General features: G+C 71.5%; 17 protein-coding genes and 2 pseudogenes. 8 read left to right on the forward strand and 11 right to left on the reverse strand.

The annotated features are described in order from the left end of the window. The first annotated feature begins 57 nt into the window (after window positions 1–57). Complete coding sequence (locus ABZY45_RS30245; protein WP_356745040.1) at window positions 58–654, forward strand: hypothetical protein; 597 nt, start codon at window positions 58–60, stop codon at window positions 652–654. Further along, window positions 651–1658 (forward strand): nucleotidyl transferase AbiEii/AbiGii toxin family protein, encoded by a 1008-nt coding sequence (locus tag ABZY45_RS30250; RefSeq protein ID WP_356745043.1) that lies wholly within the window; start codon window positions 651–653, stop codon window positions 1656–1658. The genes ABZY45_RS30245 and ABZY45_RS30250 overlap by 4 nt, the downstream gene beginning before the upstream one ends. Before the next feature lie 55 nt (window positions 1659–1713). On the opposite strand, the gene ABZY45_RS30255 is transcribed toward ABZY45_RS30250, so the two are convergent. Then, on the reverse strand, window positions 1714–2202 hold the full coding sequence (locus ABZY45_RS30255; protein WP_356745045.1) for a GNAT family N-acetyltransferase: 489 nt from the start codon (window positions 2200–2202) through the stop codon (window positions 1714–1716). Between the two features lie 143 nt (window positions 2203–2345). Between ABZY45_RS30255 and ABZY45_RS30260 the strand changes: the two are divergent. Next, a pseudogene (locus ABZY45_RS30260) lies at window positions 2346–2816 on the forward strand (GNAT family N-acetyltransferase); the annotation flags it as partial. A 126-nt stretch (window positions 2817–2942) separates the two neighbouring features. Continuing rightward, window positions 2943–3461, forward strand: a pseudogene (locus ABZY45_RS30265) (ATP-binding protein); the annotation flags it as partial. Window positions 3462–3522: 61 nt separating this feature from the next. Here ABZY45_RS30265 and ABZY45_RS30270 read toward each other — a convergent pair. The 5 genes from ABZY45_RS30270 to ABZY45_RS30290 all read right to left on the reverse strand — a co-directional run bounded on the left by ABZY45_RS30270 (window position 3523) and on the right by ABZY45_RS30290 (window position 9511). Beyond that, the gene (locus ABZY45_RS30270) at window positions 3523–4401 is read right to left on the reverse strand and encodes a glycosyltransferase family 2 protein (RefSeq protein ID WP_356745047.1); all 879 of its coding nucleotides are present in this window, start codon (window positions 4399–4401) and stop codon (window positions 3523–3525) included. Window positions 4402–4632: 231 nt separating this feature from the next. Next, on the reverse strand, window positions 4633–6936 hold the full coding sequence (locus tag ABZY45_RS30275; RefSeq protein ID WP_356745049.1) for an esterase-like activity of phytase family protein: 2304 nt from the start codon (window positions 6934–6936) through the stop codon (window positions 4633–4635). 348 nt (window positions 6937–7284) lie between these two features. Continuing rightward, window positions 7285–7503 carry a helix-turn-helix transcriptional regulator gene (locus tag ABZY45_RS30280; protein WP_145809908.1) on the reverse strand — a complete coding sequence of 73 codons (219 nt, stop codon included), beginning with the start codon at window positions 7501–7503 and terminating at the stop codon, window positions 7285–7287. Then, entirely contained in the window at window positions 7503–8000 is a 498-nt protein-coding gene (locus ABZY45_RS30285; protein ID WP_356745051.1) for a DUF2975 domain-containing protein, read from the reverse strand. The genes ABZY45_RS30280 and ABZY45_RS30285 overlap by 1 nt, the downstream gene beginning before the upstream one ends. 149 nt (window positions 8001–8149) lie before the next feature. After that, entirely contained in the window at window positions 8150–9511 is a 1362-nt protein-coding gene (locus ABZY45_RS30290; protein ID WP_356745053.1) for an SGNH/GDSL hydrolase family protein, read from the reverse strand. Window positions 9512–9974: 463 nt separating this feature from the next. Here ABZY45_RS30290 and ABZY45_RS30295 point away from each other — a divergent pair, with 463 nt between their 5' ends. Further along, on the forward strand, window positions 9975–11633 hold the full coding sequence (locus ABZY45_RS30295; protein ID WP_356745055.1) for an ATP-binding cassette domain-containing protein: 1659 nt from the start codon (window positions 9975–9977) through the stop codon (window positions 11631–11633). Window positions 11634–11725: 92 nt separating this feature from the next. Continuing rightward, window positions 11726–12415, forward strand: coding sequence for a class E sortase (locus ABZY45_RS30300; protein WP_356745057.1), 690 nt, complete (start codon window positions 11726–11728; stop codon window positions 12413–12415). A gap of 101 nt (window positions 12416–12516) precedes the next feature. On the opposite strand, the gene ABZY45_RS30305 is transcribed toward ABZY45_RS30300, so the two are convergent. Both ABZY45_RS30305 and ABZY45_RS30310 read right to left on the reverse strand, forming a co-directional pair. Continuing rightward, complete coding sequence (locus ABZY45_RS30305; protein ID WP_356745059.1) at window positions 12517–14946, reverse strand: glycosyl hydrolase family 65 protein; 2430 nt, start codon at window positions 14944–14946, stop codon at window positions 12517–12519. Next, window positions 14946–15707 carry an HAD-IA family hydrolase gene (locus tag ABZY45_RS30310; protein ID WP_356745061.1) on the reverse strand — a complete coding sequence of 254 codons (762 nt, stop codon included), beginning with the start codon at window positions 15705–15707 and terminating at the stop codon, window positions 14946–14948. The genes ABZY45_RS30305 and ABZY45_RS30310 overlap by 1 nt, the downstream gene beginning before the upstream one ends. Before the next feature lie 165 nt (window positions 15708–15872). On the opposite strand from ABZY45_RS30310, the gene ABZY45_RS30315 reads away from it, so the two are divergent. After that, window positions 15873–16091: a hypothetical protein gene (locus ABZY45_RS30315; RefSeq protein WP_356745063.1), complete on the forward strand. Its 219-nt coding sequence runs from the start codon at window positions 15873–15875 to the stop codon at window positions 16089–16091. 236 nt (window positions 16092–16327) lie between these two features. Here the strand turns inward: ABZY45_RS30315 and ABZY45_RS30320 are convergent, their stop codons facing one another. The 3 genes from ABZY45_RS30320 to ABZY45_RS30330 all read right to left on the reverse strand — a co-directional run bounded on the left by ABZY45_RS30320 (window position 16328) and on the right by ABZY45_RS30330 (window position 18851). Continuing rightward, window positions 16328–17182 carry a transglycosylase family protein gene (locus ABZY45_RS30320; RefSeq protein WP_356745065.1) on the reverse strand — a complete coding sequence of 285 codons (855 nt, stop codon included), beginning with the start codon at window positions 17180–17182 and terminating at the stop codon, window positions 16328–16330. A gap of 171 nt (window positions 17183–17353) precedes the next feature. Then, on the reverse strand, window positions 17354–18103 hold the full coding sequence (locus tag ABZY45_RS30325; RefSeq protein WP_356745067.1) for a peptidoglycan recognition protein: 750 nt from the start codon (window positions 18101–18103) through the stop codon (window positions 17354–17356). Window positions 18104–18206: 103 nt separating this feature from the next. Further along, window positions 18207–18851 (reverse strand): ScbR family autoregulator-binding transcription factor, encoded by a 645-nt coding sequence (locus ABZY45_RS30330; protein ID WP_356745069.1) that lies wholly within the window; start codon window positions 18849–18851, stop codon window positions 18207–18209. A gap of 104 nt (window positions 18852–18955) precedes the next feature. Here ABZY45_RS30330 and ABZY45_RS30335 point away from each other — a divergent pair, with 104 nt between their 5' ends. Then, window positions 18956–19867, forward strand: coding sequence for a ScbA/BarX family gamma-butyrolactone biosynthesis protein (locus ABZY45_RS30335; RefSeq protein ID WP_356745071.1), 912 nt, complete (start codon window positions 18956–18958; stop codon window positions 19865–19867). The last annotated feature ends 10 nt before the right edge of the window (window positions 19868–19877 follow it).

The following is a 19877-nucleotide window of genomic DNA, read 5'->3' on the forward strand; positions in this document are numbered from 1 at the left end:
ATCCGGATGCCGCAGGGTGACGGACTGCGGCAAGCTTCAGGGGTGTACGAGAGTCATATGACAGTGCTGTGCGACGGGGCCGAGCTGCACAGACTGGAGCAGTGGGCGGAGCGCCGCAGTGGTGTGAAGTTCACGCACATCCAGCTGGCCCGGGGCCGGACGGCTTCCCAGCCGATGCTGACGCTGCGCGGAACGCGGGCCACCTACTCCGAGGAGGTCTCGGCCGTGCGGCACGCCGTGCGGTCCCTCGCCGGGGACGGCTTCGACGTGGCGCGGATCAAGATCGAGTGCGCGCCGTGGGCGGAGGAGGTGCCGCAGACGGACGCGGACGTGGCCACCCAGGACGGCGGACGCCACTTCGAGCACCATGTGAAGCTGCTGCTCGGTCCGTCCCATGACCGGGAATCCTTGATCGCCGTGGCCCTCCGGCACGGCGCCCACGTCTCCTGGAACGCGCGGAGGCGGCACGCGGACGGCCGGGAGGAACGGTTCGTCACGCAGCGCTGCCACGCACTGGGAGCGAGCAGCGCGGAGCGCGCCCTGCTCGCCCTGCTCTCGGAACTGAAGGCGTACGAGGTCCTTGCGGTGGAGCGCGAATACGTGCTGCTCGACAGTGGTCCGAATCTCGACGAAGGGTGGCTGGAGCCGGTATGAGCACGCACGAGGGCAACGCATCGAACGAGGCCGGCCGGCAGGACGCGCCGGAGCCTTCGGGGTCACGCCTCGCCTGGGTCCGCTCCGCATCCGATGTGCCCCGGACACTTCTGCGGGTGATGGACGCCGACGCGGTGCAGAAGGAGGTGTTCGATCCGGCACTCAAGCAGTTCCCCTATGCCTTTCGCGCTTCCGACCCCGCCTTCCCCTCCCCCGGCGCGACGCGGGCGTGGCAGGCCGCGCGGGCCGAGGCGCTCGCCGCGGTACGGGACGGGGCGGCTGCCTCGCGATGGGCACCCTCGCTGGTCCTCCGCGGCAGCATGCTGATGGCCCTGTGGTTCGGCGAGGAGGCCCGGGAGCCCGGTGACCTGGACTTCGTGGTCGCTCCACCGTCCTGGCGGATGGAGGAGGAGCGGACCTCGGAACTCCTGGCCGGTGTCGCCGCGGCGGCCGGGGAACGGGCCGCGGCGGGTTCGCACGGGGTGCGTATCGACGCCTCGGGTGCCGTGTGCGAGGACATCTGGACGTACGAGCGGGTGCCGGGCCGCCGGATGATGCTGCCGTGGGAGGCGCCTGGGACCCCGGGTGGCTGGGTACAGCTGGACTTCGTCTTCGGTGAGTCGCTTCCCGAACCGCCGGAGCGCGTTCCGGCACCGTCCGGGGGGCTGCTCCAAGGGGCCACCCCAGCACTGTCATTGGCGTGGAAGGTGCTGTGGCTGGTCATCGACGGCTATTCGCAGGGCAAGGACCTCTACGACGCGGTCCTGCTGGCCGAGCGCCACGCGCTGCCGAACGCCCTGCTCCAGGAGGTGTTCCGGCTGGGCGGTGAGTGGCCGGCACTCGGGCGGGACCGGGTGCTCGGTGAGGACCTGACCGATGCTCTCCAGTACGTCGAGTGGCGCCACTTCGCCTACGAGTACCCGCAGTTCGCGGGACGCGAGCAGGAGTTCGTCGCACGGCTGGAGGCGGCACTCGCGCCGACGTTCGCCGACGACCCGGCCTGATGGCGTGTTCCTGGTGGCGCTGGGCGAATCGTCATCCGTCTTCAGGCGGGACGCTCTAGGACAGGTCCTTGCGCATCATGGTGCAGACCGTTTCGTGGCGGCGCAGCGTTCCGTCGGGGGCCTGTTCGTCCCACGCGTCCGGCTGACGGCCGTAGGCACGGTAGCCCAGCCTCTCGTAGAGGGCACGGGCACGTGGATTGCCGTCCTCCACACCCAATTCCGCCTGCCGCAGCCCCCGGTCCTTGATGCGCTGTTCCGCAGCCCTGATGAGAACCGTGCCCACGCCGCAGGACCGCAGTGCGGGATGGACGGCGAGTTGCCACAGCGTGCCCGCGCCGCTCTTGGCCCGGTAGTCGACACCGCCCTTGGCGATCGGGATGTCGGCACGGGCGCAGACGGCCAGATAGTCGACATCGCCGCACCCTCTACGGGCCAACTGCTCCTCGACGGAGACGAGATGGCGGGCGGATCCTGCCCAGCCGAGCGATGCCAGATCCGCGTGCACCAGATCCCGCACGGTCAGCTCCATCGCGATACTGATCATTTGGAGCACCTCCGGCGGCTCAGCATCCTCCCCGTCCCGAGCGGGTGCAACACAGATTCTCCCGCTCCGCACCGTCTCCTCACCGGACCGGCCCCACGCTGGAAGGATGGGCGGGACGCACGGACGAAAGGGGGCGGCATCCCATGAAGGACATGCCGGAGGGCGGCATCGCGGGCGAGGCCACGTCGCTCATCCCCGCCACGGAGGACCACCTGCCGTTGCTCGCCCAGTGGTTCTCCGACCCGGAGTTCGTCCGCGACTGGGGCGGGCGGCCACTCACTCGCGAGGAGGTCGCCGCCAAGTACACCGGACGGCGGCGTCCCGCAGTGGTCTCGTTGCTGGTACTCAAGGGCGGCGACCCCGTGGGTTACGCCCAGTACGTCCCTGCCGGCCCTCACGAAGGCGGCATCGACCTGGTGCTCCTGCCCCACGCACAGGGCCGGGGCTACGGCCCCGACGCCGCCCGCGCACTCGTCCGGCACCTCCATACCGTCGTGGGATGGGACCGGGTGACCGTCGACCCCGAGGCATCCAACCACCGGGCCGTCAGAGCGTGGAGCAGGGCGGGCTTTCGTCCGGTCGGCCCGCAGGGAACCCAGTTGCTGATGGAGTGCAGGTACACGCACAACGGTCCGCCACGAGCCGTCCCGGCAGATCCGCCTGCCGAGGACATCTGCCCGAGGCCTCACGCGCCGTCCAGGTCCGGGCCGATCCGGGTGCCGGCGGGGCTCGTTGTCCTCGTGGGCCCGCCGGCGTCGGGCAAGAGCAGCTTCGTCCGCGCGCTGGTCGCGGGCGGCCACATCGACGAGGGCGCCGTGGTGTCCAGCGACGAGATCCGCGCGGAGCTCTTCGGCACCTCACTCGCCGAAGCGCACACCGACGCCGCGGACGCTCGGATCTTCATGGAACGTGACCGAAGGATCGTCGCCCGGCTCGCGGGCGGACGGACAGCAGTCGCCGAGTCCACGAACGTCACTCCGCAGGCGCGCACCCGCCTCATCGCCATCGCCAGGCGTTTCGACGCTCCGGTGACCGTGCTGCGGTTCGCCCCGGACCTCGGAACCCTCCTCGAGCAGCACGCGGGGCGAGACCGCACCGACATCACTGCCGCCGACATCCGCACCTCCGCCACGGTGATGGCCCGGCACGCCGGGGCCGACCGACTGCGCTCCGAGGGCGCGCACGCCGTTCACGACGTCCCCGGCCGCCGTCAAGGAGTCACTCCTGCCGAGGCCGCTACGCGTTTCTCGTTCATCTGAGTGCGGGCCCGGCGCGTCCGTACGGGCAGTCCGCTCGCCGACACGGACTTCCGGAGCAGCGCTAGATGACCGGCGGGCGTCCGAGCCGGGTCATGCGCCAGGCCGTGGACCAGCGCATGGGCCGCCTCACGCCGCACGGCCGTCGCACGCCTTCGACGAAACCGCCGGACCAGGCCCTGAGTCCCGGAAGCGATCTCGTGCGGGCCACGGTGAGGAGGGTCCACACGCCCAGGTAGAGGGGGACGAGCAGGGCAGGGAGGTTGCGCTTGGCCAGCCACACCCGGTTGCGGGCCGTCATCCGGTAGTAGACGGCGTGGCGGGCCGGGCTGGTCCTCGGGTGCTGGAGCAGCAGGTCCGGTTCGTAGAGCACCGTCCATCCCGCGTCGAGCGCACGCCAGGCGAGGTCGGTCTCCTCGTGGGTGAAGAAGAAGTCCTCGGGCCAGCCGCCGATCTCGTCGAGCATGCGCGTGGAGAGGCCGTGGCCGCCGCCGAGGAACGTCGTCACCTCGCCCCGGCGCATCGGGTCCTTCGCGCCCAGCCGGGGCACGTGCCGGCGCTGGGTCTCGCCCGTCTCGTCGGCGATGCGGAACGAGACGATGCCCAGCTTCGGGTCGGCCTCGTACAGGTCGGCGAGCCGGCGGAACACGTCGGCGTCGACGAGCAGCCCGTCGTCGTCCAGGTCCACCAGGACGTCGACGTCACCGGACGAGCGGAGCACCTCGATGGCGACATTCCGGCCGCCCGACACCCCTCGGTTCTCCGGCAGCTCGACCCCGGTCACGCCGTCCGGCAGTTCGGGGAGCGAGCCCTGGCCGTTGCCGACCACGACGACGCGGGCGGCCGGCTCGTCCTGGGCGGCCACAGAATCGAGCAGCGCCCGCAGCTCGGCGGGCCGCGTCCCCATCGTCAGCACCGCCACACCCACACGCGGTCGCGCCACAGTCCACTCCGTCCACCGCTCGGCAACACCCGGAGCCCGGATGCTAGCGGCTGGACGGCCCCGGCCATCAATCCGGTGGGTGTCCCCACCTCGGTCTTTCGTCCACCTGGCGTTCAGCCGGGGCTTCCTGAGCGCCCTCCCGGAAAGCAGTACGGCCGCCGGCTGGGTGCCGGCGGCCATGGTGTGCTGTCGCGGCGCGGCGTCGTGCCTCTGAGCGCGCGCTGCGGTGGATCAGTCGCGTCCGAAGACCTTCCTGCCGGAACCGAGGCGCAGGAAGGCCGTCTCGCCGGTGGCGTCGTCCACGCCGTCGTTGTCGGTCACGGCGTAGAGCTGACCGTCGCCGCCCACGGTCAGTCCTTCCAGCTTCTCCTGCGTCCAGCCGTTCGTCGCTCGCAGGTCGGGCAGTACGTCATGGGCGAGCTTCTTGGGCAGGACCCGCAGCTCGCCGACGGGGGCTGCGGACTTCGGGAGGGCGACCGTGTACACCCGCTTGATCCTGGCGGACGGACCGTTCAGCTTGTCCCGCTCGATCACGGCGAGCTTGTCACCGACGACGGTGATCTCGGAAAGGCCGATCCAGTCGCCCGGGGTGCCGGTGGTGCCGATCCGGTAGCCGTACCAGCTCCAGGTGCCCGTCGCCACGTCGTACCGGCCGAGCCGGACGAGACCGGCCGGGTCGCCCTTGATCTCACGCTGCAGCGTGGCCCAGACCACCTCGTGGCCCTTGCGGTCGGTGGTGGCCGTGACCCCTTCGAAGCCCTGCTTCGTCAGACCCGCGGCGACGTCCGACGGGAGCGGGACGACCTGCCGGGTCACGCCGTCGCGGTCGAGCCTGACCAGCTTGTTGCCGTCGCCCGTCGCGCCTTCCACGGCGAGCCAGAAACCGCCCTGGGGCCGGGCGAAGATGCCTTCGGCGTCGTAGCCGGCCGGCCGGCCCTCGCTGTCCTCGACGGTGAGCGCCCGGGTGATGACCGCAGGCCGACGCGAGGTGTCGATGGTCAGGATCCGGGTGTCGGAGTACGCCGCGTCCGTGACGCTGTACAGCTGGTCAGGCCTGCCGGGGGCGGCGGACAGCGCGCCCAGCGCGCCCCATCCGATCGGTGCGCCGGTGGAGTCCGGGGCGGAGACGATGCCGGGGGTGGCGGGGGTGCCCGCGCCCAGCCGGAAGAGGCTCACCGAGGCCCGTACGTTCACGGAGGCGTCGTCCTCCTCGCTGGAGACCGCGAGCAGATCGCGCGACGGGATCGGCAGCAGGCCCTCGGGACCGTTGGTGGTGGGCAGCACCTGGCGGAAGACGGGAGCGGTCGGCCGGCTCAGGTCGTAGACGGCGACGAAGTTGCTGCGTTCCGAGCCGACGAAGGCGTAGCGCACCCCGCGGTAGGTGGCGACCACGACCCCCTCCGGTTCGGTGCCCTTCTTGCCCGCGCGGTCCTCGTTGTGGAGGCCGTACCGGACGGCGAGCCGCTCGAAGCTGTTGCCCGCGTCCCAGGCGACCTTGCCCGTGCGGCTGTCGAAGACGGACCAGCCGCGGGTGCCCCCCTTCCAGTCGCCCTCGTTGGCCGTCGCCAGGTAGCGGTCGTTTATCCAGCTGACGGCGTCGGGCTCGCGGGGTACGCCGGTGATCGAACCGGTCTGGTCGATCACGCCGTCCTTGACCGCGTCGATGCCGTCCACCGTGGCCGTACCGGCGCTGAACGCCTTGGTGACACGGCCTGTCGGCAGGTCCACCAGCGCGATGCCGTTGTTCTCCTGGAGGGTCACGGCGAGCTGACCGCGGCTGTTGACGGAGACGTACTCCGGCTCCGGGTCGGTGGGAGCGGCGATCCCGGCGTCGGCCAGCACGGGCAGCGCGGCGCCGTCGGGCCGGGTCAGAGGTACGGCCCGGGTGCTCCAGTTCTGCGGGGAGCCGCCCTTCAGGTCGACGATCTGCACGAATCCGGCAGGAGCCTGGGGGAGGTCGCCCTCCTCGCCGCCGGGCGGGGTCGCCTCCTCGTCGCGCTCGTTCTCGATCGCGACGGCGGCGTACCGCTGGTCCTCGGTGACGGTGATGGAGTCCGGCTGGCCCCCCAGGTCGAAGCTGCTGACCCGCTCGCGGTCGCGCAGCGAGATGACGTCGAGGCGTCCGGAGGGGTCCGAGTAGTCGGCGCTGGTGTTCACCACGACCAGCACGTACCGTCCGACCACGGCCACAGAGGTCGGCTCGTCCTCGGCGTCGCCGAGTTCGGCCAGCGACAGTGTGCCGAGGCCGCGCGGCTTCCCGGGCTCGCTGATGTCGAGGAAACCGATGCGGCGCGCGAGGGCGTCCGTGTAGACCAGGGTGCGGCCGTCCTCACTGGCCGCCGAGATCTCGGCGACGGTCGCGGAGGCGGGGTCCTCACCGGCGGGCCGGTTCTGGAAGACCGGGTAGGTGGCCGTGCGGTCGAAGGCGACCGGCCACCGCGGCGTCTGGTGCGCACTCGCCGCACCCGTACCGGCCAGCAAGCCTGCGGCGACAACCACGGCTGCCAGCGCGGCGTGGGTTCTCTTCGGGGGCATCGATTCTCCGTTGCACGACAGTGGCACGACAGTGTCGGAGCGAGATGGTCGCACCTGTGGGCGAGCGGGAAGCGGCGCACGGGTGAACAGCCGTCCAACCACCGGTTCCTTCCCGGGTCGCCACCGGCTGCGCCCCGGCCCCGGCGAGGAGCGCGCGTTCGGAGGCCCGGCCTCCTCTCGCGCACGAGGAAGCCCCAGGCCTGACGGATCGGCCTGGGGCTTCGTCACCAGCTACGGAGGTCGCAAGCTACGGAATGTCTCCGTACGTGGGTTCCACCCTCGGCCACCGGATGAACGGCACCTGAACCTCTCGGCACCGGCTGTGGAACCGCGCCGCCCGGCCATGTGTCATCCGTCCGAGGGTTCCGCCTCCCAGCGCAGCAGGTCCCCCGGCTGGCATTCGAGTACCTCGCACAGCGCCGCGAGCGTCGTGAAGCGGACCGCCTTGGCCCGGCCGTTCTTGAGGACCGCCAGGTTGGCGGGGGTGATCCCGACGCGCTCCGCGAGCTCGCCCACGGACATTTTGCGCTTCGCGAGCATCACGTCGATGTCGACGGCGATCGGCATCAGATCACCTCGTTCAGCTCGGCCCGCATCGCCGTCGCCTCGACATCGCGCGCGACGGCCTGGGCGAGAAGCATCCGCAGGACGAGCACGACGAGCGCGACCCCCAGGACCGCCACGCCCGCCCCGCCCACCAGGAGCACCACGCCCGGCGCGACCGCTTCGCCGGGCGCGAGGAGGGCTCCGAGCGTGAACACCAGGAGCGCGGCGGCCACGACGGCGCCGATCACCACGTGGACGAGACGGAAGGCCGCGTGGGAGAACACCGTCCCGCGCCGCACCATCGTCACGAGACGCCATACGCAGACCAGCACGACCTCGACGGTCACCACACCCAGGAAGACGATCAGGAGCAACGGGGCCCGGAGATACGCGTGTTCCGCGTCGAGTCCGTCCAGATCGGCGGCGAGCAGCGGCACCATCACCGCCTGCACGAACACCGAACCGGTGAGCAGCATCGCGAGCACCGCGCGCAGCGCGAGCACGGGCAGTCTTCCCATCGTTTCCCCCTCGGTCGAGCACCCGGCGAGCACGCGCAGGCGCCTATCGAATACCAATGCTTATCTATTGATACTCGATAGGTCGCCGCGCGGCAAGCGGCCCGTCGGGCGCGACTTCGCGGTCGTGGGCCCCGCACGCCTGCCTCGCCTCAGCGAAACAGCCGCAGCGGAACGGCCCGGGCCATCGCCTCGGCCCCCGCGTCGTCGGGGTGGAGGTGGTCGCCGCTGTCGTAGGCCGCGAGGAGGCGCTGCGGGTCGGCGGGGCCACGTAGCGCCTTGTCGAAGTCGATCACCGCGTCGTACTCCCCGCTCGTGCGGATCCAGCGGTTGAGCGCCTGGCGGGTCGCCTCGTTCTCCGGGGTGTAGAAGCCGAGGGTGTCGTCCTTGAAGGGCAGGATCGTCCCGCCGTACGCCTTCAGGCCCAGATCGTGCGCGCGGGCGATGATCTGGCGGTGGGCCTCGACGAGGTCCGCGGCCGTGACCCGCTCCGATTCCGGGGCCACGGTGCCGGGGTGGCCGAGGTCGTTGACACCGAGCAGCACGATCAGGTGCTCGGCGCCCGGCTGGGAGGCGACGTCGCGGTCGAAGCGGCGCAGGGCGCTCTGGCCGAAGTACGCGGCGAAGTTCTCGGCGTCGGAACCGGCGGGCGGGTTGGGGTCGTGCAGCAGGCGGTTGCCGCTGATGCCCTCGTTGAGCACGCCCACCGCGTCCGGGCCCTCGGCCGCGCGCAGCCGGCCCGCGAGGAAGTCGGGCCAGCGGTGGTTGGCGCCGGCATCGGTGTCGGACCCGTCGGTGATGGAGTCACCGAACGTGACGACGGCCGAGGAGGGCCGGGCGGTACTCACGCTCACACCGGTGAGGAAGTACCAGCGGTCGAAGGTCGACGTCGGCTGGATGACGGTGTCGTCGGTGACGTTCCCGGCGGCCACGTGGTTGTGCTGGAGGGCGAAGGCGTGGAGCGTCGATCCCGGGGTGGGCTCGGGAAGGTGGATGCTCACCACGAGGTCCGTGCCGGCGGGCACCTTCAGGGCGACGGGGTCACTGAGCAGCGGGGCGCCCGCGGGAACGCTCACGGAGGTGCGTCCGCCGAAGGTGAGCGGCCTGTCGGTACGCGGATCGATGCGGGTCCCCGCTCCGCCGCCGGCCGCGCGGGCCACGCGTGCCTCGCCGATGACCAGGGGCGCGCTGCCGAATTCGTTCGACAGCCGGATGCGGACGCGGTTCCCGCCGATGCTGGTGTGGACCGTCTGGCGGATCGTCTCGTCCTCGAACGCCGTGGTGTCCGACGCCGGAGTCGCGGTCGGCGTGGTGGCCCATGTCCCGGTCCATTTCGTGGAGTTGACGCCGGGTCCCGGCGAGGGCTCGGACGATACGGCGGGAGCGTTCGCGGCGGCGAGGAGCAGCGCGCCGGTCAGCACGGCGACCAGCGGACGGGCAGCTCGTCGCGCCCGTAAGGGGATGCGGCTCAGAGGGCTCGGGCGTGCCGGGGCGTTCACCGGGTTCGGTCTCATGGAGGTGTGACTCCTGGGCTGGGAGACGGGATGCGGGTGTCGAGAGCCTGTGTCGCACTCACGCTGCGCAACCGAAAGTTTCGAGCTTTTCTTCGATCGAGCGAGCAGACCGTAGGGATTCCCGCGCATCGCCGTCAAGAGGGCCTGCGAGAGGGGCCGCCGTCCGTGCGCCGTTCCACACCCCGCCCCGAACCGGCGCGGTGTACAGTTTTGGAGTCCTGTTGTCTCCGATAGAGGTGGACGTTGCGCATCTGAGGTCCGCGATCATCGCGCGGTACGGCCCCTGCCGTAGCCCGTCACGCCCTGTCGGCTTTCCTGCCGCCCGTGACCCCGCGTGGATGCGACCTCGGTGCATGAACCGTCCCCCGTTCCCCGGAGGACCGCACCCCTTCCCCTCGGCCGGTCGCCGCGTGGTGCTCGCACACGAAGCCCCTGTTCACATGCTTGCGACCGCGAGGATCACATGTCTCAGCCCACCATGCCCGCCGCCTCCCTCAGCTGCTCCGCCCTGGTCTTCCGCCATCCGGACGGCACGGAGGTCTTCGACGGGCTCTCTCTCAGCATCGGACGGGGCCGGACCGGCCTCGTCGGGACCAACGGCTCCGGCAAGTCCACCCTGCTGCGGCTGCTGGCCGGCCGGCTCCGCCCCACCTCGGGGTCGGTGGCCGTCGAAGGGCGCCTCGCCTACCTGCCGCAGAACATCACCCTCGACACGGACCTGCGCGTGGAGGACGCCCTCGGCATCACCGAGCGGCGTGCGGCGCTTCGCGCGATCGAGGCCGGAGACGTCTCCGAGCAGCACTTCGAGACGGTCGGCGACGACTGGGACGTCGAGGAGCGTGCTCTCGCGACCCTGGGCTCGCTCGGCCTCGGCGACGTCGGACTCGACCGCACCGCCGGGGAGTTGTCCGGCGGCGAGACGGTGCTGCTGCGGCTGGCGGCGCTGCTGCTGGAACGCCCCGACGTACTGCTGCTCGACGAACCGACGAACAATCTCGACGTGTTCGCACGCCGCCGTCTGTACGACGCCGTCGAGTCCTGGCGCTCCGGCGTGCTCGTCGTGGTCAGCCACGACCGTGACCTGCTGGAACGGGTCGACCGCATCGCCGACCTGCGTGCGGGAACGGTGAGTTGGTACGGCGGCGGCTGGTCGGACTACGAGGAGGCGCTGGCCACCCAGCAGGAGGCGGCCGGGCGCATGGTGCGGGCCGCCGAGTCCGACGTGCGCCGTCAGAAGCGCGAGCTGGAGGAGGCCCAGATCAAGGTCGCCCGCAGGCAGCGCCACAACAAGAAGATGGACGCGCAGCGGCGCGCGCCGAGGATCGTGGCGGGTGCGCACAAGCGGTCGTCCCAGGAGACGGCCGGAAAGCTCCGCGGTCTGCACGAGGACCGTCTGCAGGAGGCGCGCGAGCGGCTCGACACCGCATCGGGGGCGATCCGCGACGACGCGGAGATCCGTGTGCGGCTCCCCGGAACCGCCGTGCCCACGGGCCGCACTGTCCTGACCCTGGAAGGGCTGCGGCCCCGCTTCGGCAGCCTGCGCGACGCGGGCCTGCACGTCCAGGGCCCCGAACGCATCGCGCTCATCGGCCGCAACGGCGCGGGCAAGACGACGCTGCTGCGCACCCTCACCGGGGAGCTGGCACCGGAGGCGGGCGAGGCCAGGACCTTCGTGCCGCTGCGCTTCCTGCCGCAGCGGCTGGACGTGCTGGACGACGAGCTGAGCATCGCGGCGAACGTCGCCCGCATGGCGCCCGGGACCACGGACAACGAGATCCGCGCCCAGCTCGCGCGCTTCCTGTTCAAGGGGGCGCGCGCCGAGCAGCAGGCGGGGACGCTCTCGGGCGGCGAACGGTTCCGCGCCACCCTCGCGGCGACGATGCTCGCCACCCCGGCGCCCCAGCTGCTGATGCTGGACGAGCCGACCAACAATCTGGACCTGGCGAGCGTGCGGCAGCTGACGAGCGCGCTCGGTTCCTACGAGGGCGCGCTCGTGATCGCCGGCCACGACCTGCCCTTCCTGGAGTCGGTCGGGATCACCCGCTGGCTGCTCGTGGGGGAGGAGCTCACCGAGACGACCCTCGACGAGGTGCGTGAGCTGCTGGACCCGGGCGCGGCCTGACGACCGGTGGTGTACTGGAAGGTGCGGGCCGGTCCCACGGCCCCACCTGCCAGGCCCCCACCGCCCCCACCGGCTACCGATCCGGAAACACCATGCACGCTCACCGTGTGATCCGCCGTCTCCCCCGCGCCTGTGCCGCCGCCGTCATGGCCCTGGCCGCCGGCTGCTCGGCAGCGGCGGCGGCCGGGCCTCCACCGGCCACTGCGGTGGTGTCGGCTCCGGTGACGGCCACGACGGCGGCCGTCACCCCGGCGGACCGGACCGACCCGCGCACCGTGACGGCGGAGCTCGGCATCCCGTCGATCGGCGTCACGGACCTGCCCGTGGTGCCGTACGAGGGCACGACCGACGACACGGCGGGGACCCGTGTCCAGGACCGCGGTGTGGCCGCCAGCCCGTACGGCGTGGACGGTGGCGTCGGCCCCGGCAAGATCGGGAACTACCTGGTGACCGCCCACCGGCTCTCCGCGGGCGGCCCGTTCCGCGACCTGCCGTCGCTGGAGAAGGGTGACGAGGTCGTGGTCACGGAGGGCGGCACGGTCTACGAGTACCGGATCACCGAGACCCGGCAGACCTCGTTCCGCTCCGAGCGCTCGCTCGCCGAGCAGCGGGCCGAGGTCCCGGGCGAGCCCGGTGCGAAGCCGGCGAAGGCCATGATCACCCTCTCGACCTGCGCGACCCCGGAGGACGACGCGGCCGGGAACTTCTGGCGGGACGCGCACCACAATCCGGAACACCGCATCGACAAGATCGGCGTCCTGGTCTCCTCGCGACCCGCCTGACCCACGCAGCGTCCGCGCCCGGGCCCGAACGGCGAACGGGCCATCCCTACGACGAAAGGGCCACGCACCGGGGCCCTACGGCGAGCGGGCCCCGGCCGCCGTCATGCGCCGCCGGGCATGTCGGTCGGCAGCTCCAGCCAGCGCGCCGTCCCCGGCTCGACCACGTACGAACTGCCGTCGAGCCGCACCCGGACCCCCGGCCGTTCCGAGTCCGGCACGGCGATGCGGAGGCGCTCGGCGCGCAACCGCAGGTCCACGTCCCAGTGCCGGCGGAAGCGGAGCCGCATGCGGAACTTCGAGAGCTGCGGCAGCGTGGCCGGAGCCAGCCACAGGGCGTCGTCGCGGGTCTCCAGGCCCGTCATCCCGCGCTGCACGAAGTCGAGGGTGCCGGCCATCGCGCCCAGGTGGATGCCCTCCTCCGTCGTACCGCCCTGGATGTCGGCGACGTCGCCGATCAGTGCCTCCTCGCAGTACACCCAGGCGTCGTCGCGGTGCACCCGGGCCAGCACCCAGGCGTGGACGAGGGAGCTGAGGGTGGAGCCGTGGCTCGTGCGCTTCACGTAGTAGTCGACTGTGGCCCGCCAGGTCTCGTCGTCGAGTTCGTGCCCGAGCCTCCGGAACAGTGAGGCGAGTTCCTTGGGTGAGAAGAGGTAGCCCAGCATCAGCACGTCGGCCTGCTTGGACGCCTGGTAGCGGTTGACGGTGTCACCCTCGGCCTCCAGGATCCGGTCCAGGCGCCGGAAGTTGCCGTACCGCTCCCCGTAGCCCTCCCAGTCCAGCTCGGCCAGATCTCCGTAGCCGGCGAACTGGCTGATGACGCCCCGGTGATGGGGCACGTACAGTCGCCGCGAGATGTCGTCCCAGCGGTCCAGCTCCCCCGGGTCGAGCCGGATCAGGTCGAGCAGCTGACGGCAGCGGCTCGGCGGCAGCGAGCGGCAGAGTTCGCCGGCCCGTGCGAGCACCCAGGCCGCCGTCACGTTCGTGTACGTGTTGTCGTCGAGCCCCGCCGCGTCGGAGTCCGGATAGGCGTCGTGATACTCGTCCGGCCCGACGACCCCCCGGATGCGGTACCGCCCGAGGCCGTCGTCCCAGGTGGCGCTCTCCGCCCAGAAGCGGGCGATCTGCATCATCATCTCGGCGCCCTTGGAGTAGAGGTACTCCGTGTCGCCGGTGGCCTGGCAGTACTGCCACACGTTGTACGCGACGGCCGAGCCGACGTGGTGCTGCAGCCGCGAACGGTCGGGCAGCCAGCGCCCCGAGCGCGGGTTGAGGTGGACCTCCTGGGTCTCCTCGCGCCCCTCGTCGGCGCTCTGCCACGGATACATCGCGCCCTTGCGGCCCACGGCGCGCGCGGCGGCGCAGGCCGCGGGGAGCCGCCGGTGCCGGTAGTCGAGCAGGCCCCTGGAGATCTCGGGGAGATGCAGATTCAGGAAGGGCAGGACGAACAGCTCGTCCCAGAACACGTGTCCCCGGTACGCCTCCCCGTGCAGTCCTCTGGCGGGCACCCCGACATCGAGTCCGGCGGTGTGCGGGGAGAGCGTCTGGAGCACGTGGAAGAGGTGCAGCCGCAGGATGCGCCCGGGCTCACCCGGCACCTCCAGCTTGGCCTGCTGCCACAGATCCGCCCAGGCCCTGCGGTGCGAGGCCAGCAGCCGGGAGTACGCCGGAGCCCCGTCGACCGCGGACACGGCTGCCCGCAGCGGGCTGCCGATCGCCGGGTCCCGTGAGGTGTACAGGGCGACCGTCTTGTCGACGACCGCGTCGGAGCCCGGTGCCAGCGGCAGCATCATGGTCTGGTGGACCGCACGCGGCTCCTGCCGGGGCTCGGCCCGGTGCTCGCCGTCGCGTTCCGGGCCGCAGGAGGCCAGGGTGCGGGCGGCCAGCGCGATGCCGATGTCCGACTCCACGGTGCGGCAGCGCAGCCACACCGCGGAACTCGGTTCCGTGCCTGTCTCCCAGCCGACGAGGTGGCGGTCGGCCAGCTCCCGGTAGCGCGCGACCCCGGTGTTGCGGACGTCGCCGTCGATCCCGGCCTCCACCTCCAGCTCGCCCGACCAGCCCTCGGCGGAGAACGTCGTGTGGAGCGCGGCGAGATGGGGGTCGCCCATGTGCACCAGCCGCTCCTGCTCGACCGTCAGCCTGCGGCCCTGCCGGTCCTCGTAGACCGAGCGACGGGTCAGCGTGCCGCCGCGCAGGTCGAGGGACTGGCCGTGTTCCACGAGATACGCGTGGTCGGGGGCCAGCCACGGACCGGGGAGGGTGTCCGCCGGGTGGATGCGGTAGCGCAGGGGCAGCCAGTTGGGGAGGTTGACCAGGTCCTCGTTCTCGACCTGACGCCCCTGCACGGACGACGTGAGCCGGTTGTAGCAGCCCGCAACGTACGTACCCGGGTAGTGGACATCGCCCGCGGGTGTCTCGGGCGCGGCTCCCCTGGTGGCGAAGTAGCCGTTGCCGAGGGTGCACAGGGCCTCGCGCAGCCGCTCCTTCTCCGGGTCGTACCCCTCGTACGACCACACCCAGCCCCGCGCCATCAGTTCGCCCCGCTGATCAGCAGGTCTCCCGGATCGGACACCACCAGGTCGGCGCCGTGCCGGCGGAGGGCGGCGGCGCCGTCGGCGGTGTCGGTCCGGTCCACCCCGACGACCAGGCCGAAGCCTCCGCGCCGGCCCGCCTCCACACCGGCCAGCGCGTCCTCGACGACAGCGGTGTCACCCGGGGGAACTCCCAGCCGCCGTGCCGCCTCGGTGAACAGGGCGGGATCAGGTTTGCCCGGCAGTTCCAGGCGGCGCGCCTCGTTTCCGTCGACCACGGCGGTGAACAGGTCCAGGAGGCCGGCTCCGGAGAGCAGCCCGGTCGCGTGCCGGGAGGCGGACGCCGCCGCGAACGGCACCCTCGCGTCGCGCAGCACGTGCAGGAGACGGACCGTGCCGGGCCAGACAGCGATCGGGGCGGTGCGCAGGCTCCGGGTGAACGCCTGGTCCTTGCGCGCGGCGACGGACCATACGGTCCCGGTGCCCGGGGGGTCGTCGGGGCTGCCTTCGGGGAGATCGATCCCGCGGGCCGCGAGGAAGGCCGCCGCACCGTCCTTGCGTGCCTTGCCGTCGACGTAGCGCCGGTAGTCGTCCGCCTCGTCGAAGGGCCGCTGTCCCTCGTGAACGGCCAGGCAGGCGTCGAACGCCTCCTTCCAGGCCGCGGCGTGTGCCGGGGCGGAGTCGGTGATCACTCCGTCCGTGTCGAAGACCACCGCGTGCACGGAGAGCAGGACTGCGGCCGGTGACGGTGCGCGTGCCATGACCGGGTGGTCCCTTCGTCGAGGCGTCCCCTGTTCCATGGCACCAGGTTCCGGGCGTCGCCGCTTCCTGTGGCTCCGGCAGGTCCTCCTCGTGCCCCATCGAGCCGCGCAGGGTAAAAAGTCTGGAAAGTTTCGGTTTGTTCCGACGAGGACTACCGTGAAGGCATGGCCAGTACCGAGCGTCAGACCGATCGGCAGGCTGCATACGCATGTCCGGCCTGCAAGAAACCCGTCGAGACCGTGCTCGCGCGGCACAAGACCCTTGGCATCTTCGTCCCGCACTGGAGCCCGGGCCCCTGCCGCAATCCCGAGTGCCACAGGTACGGGGAGAGCCCTGGGGCGACGAACGATCACATCGAGGGCTCGGGCGCCGTCGGACGCTGAGACCCACCGCGAGCCGGACCCGCGTGCGCTGAATGCCCTTGCCGCGCGCCGCGTGTCCTTGACCTGCGTCCCCTCGTCCGGCCGGGGCGTGTGCGCCTGCCGGGCCTTCGAGGAGATGGTCTGGCGTCACCATCGATGTCTCCTTGCGTGGGATGCCGTTCACCGGCGAAGCCGTCAGGACTTCGGGGAGCTCAGACCCTGGGGAAGCCGGGTCCGAAGGTGGTGCCGGTGTGCGTTCAGGCGCTCAGGCGCAGGCGCTGACCGGGGAAGATGAGGTCCGGTCCACGGTCCAGGACCTCACGGTTCAGCTCGTACAGCGCGTGCCAGCCGCCGGACACGTCGGCCCGCTCCGCGATCACCGAGAGGCAGTCGCCGGACTCCACCACGTACGTCTCCTCGTCGGCGAGGTCCTCGGAGTGGTGCGTCGCACTGCTGCTCCCGCTCGCGGAGCTGTTGCCGGAGGCACTGCCGTTGCCGGAGCTGCCGTAGGAGCTGCCGGACGAACCGTCGGACGAACCGCTCGCGGTGCTGCCGGACGAGCCGCTGCCCGAACCGCCGGACGACTGCCGCTGCGGGGCCGCCTGCGCCGTGTCGTTCTGACCGGAACCACCGGAACCCTTCGACGAGGAGCTCGACGAGCCGTTCGCACCGAGGCGCCCGCAGGTGGGCCAGGCGGAGAGTCCCTGGGAGCGGGCGACGCGCTCACCGACCGCGATCTGCTCGGACCTGGTGGCGAGGTCGGCGCGCGGTGCGTACTGCCCGCCGCCGTAGGCCCGCCAGGTGGAGGGGGCGAACTGGAGCCCGCCGTGGTAGCCGTTGCCGGTGTTGATGTTCCAGCGGCCGTTGCTCTCGCACTCGGCGATGCGGTCCCAGTCCGTCCCGGCGACGAAGGCGGGCGCCGTGACGGTGGGGGCGGTCGCGGTGCGGGCGGTCACCGTGGGGGCGGTGACGGCCTGGGCGGGGACCTGTGCGGGGGTCCGGACCTGCGCGGCCTCGGCGCTGCGGCCGGAGAGGCCCAGCACGCTCAGCAGTACGAGCAGAAGGGCGAGCACCGATTCGACGGGCCGCTTGGCGAGGGGTGATGCCGGCATGACGGTAGTCCTCCGCTGTGCTCCGAAAGGTGTGCAAGGGCACGAACAGATAAGCCGCCGATATGCTTTTAGCTTGGCTTTGACGCGTGCGACGTCCGCACTTTCACCCGGGTGGTGGGTCCCCCACGGCCCCGCCCCCACCCCGCGCTCCCGCAGGTGCGGGATGCACGCTCAACCGGCGCGCTGCGCTTCGGCTGCCGCCCTCAGCCGGACCATCTCCGCGCGGATGGCGGGGAGTTGGGCATAGAGCGCCTCACCGGGGCAGTACGTCTGGAAGGTGTCCCGGTGGCCCGCGACGGCGTGGAGGTAGACCTCCTCGCCGCGCTTGTAGAGACTCTCGTCGTTCGTGGAGACCATCCGCACGAAGCCCTCCGGGTCGATGTCCCGGCTCAGCTTCCACGCCCCCACCTTCGCGACCCCCTCGATGAGCGCCTTGGGCACCGGGACGCCGGGGTCGTAGGTACCCAGGGCCGCGATCCCGACGCTGTGCGCGTTGAAGCCGGTGGCGTGGGCCCCGCGCACGGAGCGTCCGACGCCGCCCGCCCTGCCCTCGTAGATGGTCCCGCAGCGGTCGACGACGAAGTTGTAGCCGATGTCGTCCCACCCCTCGCCGCGGACGTGGGCCTCCTCCATCGCCCGGAGCATCTTGGGGGCGTCGGCGCAGTCGTAGCCGTTGGTGTGCCCGGTGTGGTGGACGAAGACCGCCCGCACCGTCCCGGTGTACACCGCGTCCTCCTTGACCAGGCTCTCGTCCGCGTGCCAGGCCGCCCGGCTCACGATCGGGGGCCTCGGTGCCGCGGGAGGGGTCGCCGGCTTCGCGGTGGCGGGTGCGGGCGCGGCGAGCCGTACCGGCGCGTCCCTCAAGATCAGGAAGGCGAGCGGCACGACCATGGCACCCACGGCTGTTCGGCGAAGCCACATAGGCCCACCATGCGTGCTGACCAGCCATTTCGCAGATACGCGAGCCCGATCGGGTGACCGCGGGGAGTGGGAGCGCGGCGGTACCGGGCGGCGGCCCGCGCGGTCAGGAGGCGGCGACCGCCTGCTGCTGCTCGATGATGCGTGCCGCGCGGTGCGGGGAGGTGTCGAGCCGGGCCAGCACGCCCGGGACCGCGTTGTTGGGGAGGATCAGCTCGAAGAGGGCGGAGATCTCGGCGACCAGGTCCAGCGGCTCGGCCATGGACTCGGTGACCAGCTGGACGCCGGTCCACGCGCCGACGACCAGCCTGGAGGTGGCCTCCGGATCGACGTGCGGGAGGAGCTCGCCGCGCTCCTTGGCCTCGGTGAGTATGTCGGTGCCGAGAGCGATCCAGTCCGGCCAGCGGGTACCGAAGAGCCCGCGCGCCCGGGGGTCGACGGAGAGCCGGATCGAGGCGCTGAGCAGGGGTTCCCGTGGCAGCCGGTAGGCGAGCAGGAGGGCCATGTCCACCCATTCCTGCAGCTTGAAGGTCTGCGGGGTCACCCCGTCCAGGGTCACCGCCTCCTGGAGGACCCCGCGGGCCAGCTCTTCCTTCGACGTGAAGTGGAAGTAGAGAGCGCCTCGCGTGAGACCCGCCCGGTCGAGGATCGCGGCGATGGTGGCGGCATCGTAGCCGTGCTCGTCGAAGACCTCGGCGGCGGCTTGCAGAAAGATGCGGCGCGTGCGGATCGCCCGTTGCTGTCGTGCCAACTCGCGCCCCCCTTGAACGTGCATGACGCTACTTCAAAAAGTACCGGTGAACCGGTATCCTATCAGCGCTGGAACAACCATTTTGCGCCAGGTCCGGGGGGGCCGTGCCCGACATATCTCCCGTTCCGCGCCCACCGCTCGCCGCGGTCGAGGGGCGGAACGGAATCCTCAAGGACCACGTCCACCTGGTACGTTCCGACATGGTTCTCCTCACGTCCTGGCAGCGCGTGGAAGATGGCGAGTTCTCGTTGTCCGGCACCTGGCCGGCCCCCGCCGTCGGCCTCCCGTACGACCAGCGGATGCTCACCCAGACCGTCCGGCAGAGCGGCCTGACCATCGCGCACGCAGCCTACGGCGCGCCTCTGTCCGATCACACCGTTCTGAACTACTTCGACCTGACCGTCGCTCCCGGATTCGTGATCTCTCCGGGCGCGCCCTGCGACATCGACGTCGAGGTCACGGTCAAGAAGGCCAAGGAGCGGGGCAGGAAAGTCAGTTCACTCGACATGGAATTCCGCATCTTCCACGGCGGCAGCATGGTGGCCCGTGCGGATTCCGAGTTCGGCTGGCTCTCCACCCGCGTCTACCGGCGGCTTCGCGGCGACCACTTCACCGTCGACTGGAACGCGTGGCCGCTGCCCGCTCCGGTCGATCCCCGCACCGTCCGCCGGACCGAACCCACCGACGTGACCCTGTCGGCCGGCGACAGGCCTCTTCGCTGGCAGTTGCGCAACGACGTCGGCAACCCCGTGCTGTACGACCACCCCGTCGATCACGTCCCCGGGCTCGCCCTCATGGAGGCGGCCCACCAGGCCGCGATCGCCGCCCTGTATCCCGCCACCCTCGAAGCGACCACGGTGAACTGCGCGTTCGAGATGTACACCGAGTTCGACCGTCCCTGCTGGATCGAGGCTGAGGTGCTGCCGGCCGCCCCCGGGGAGGCCTCCGTCCGGATCACCGCGACACAGGACGGAGAAACGGTCTTCCGGGGCCGGTTCAGCGGTCCCTGCGCCTGACGGCCCCGAA

The organism is Streptomyces sp. NPDC006516 (assembly GCF_040611875.1).
GTDB lineage: Bacteria > Actinomycetota > Actinomycetes > Streptomycetales > Streptomycetaceae > Streptomyces.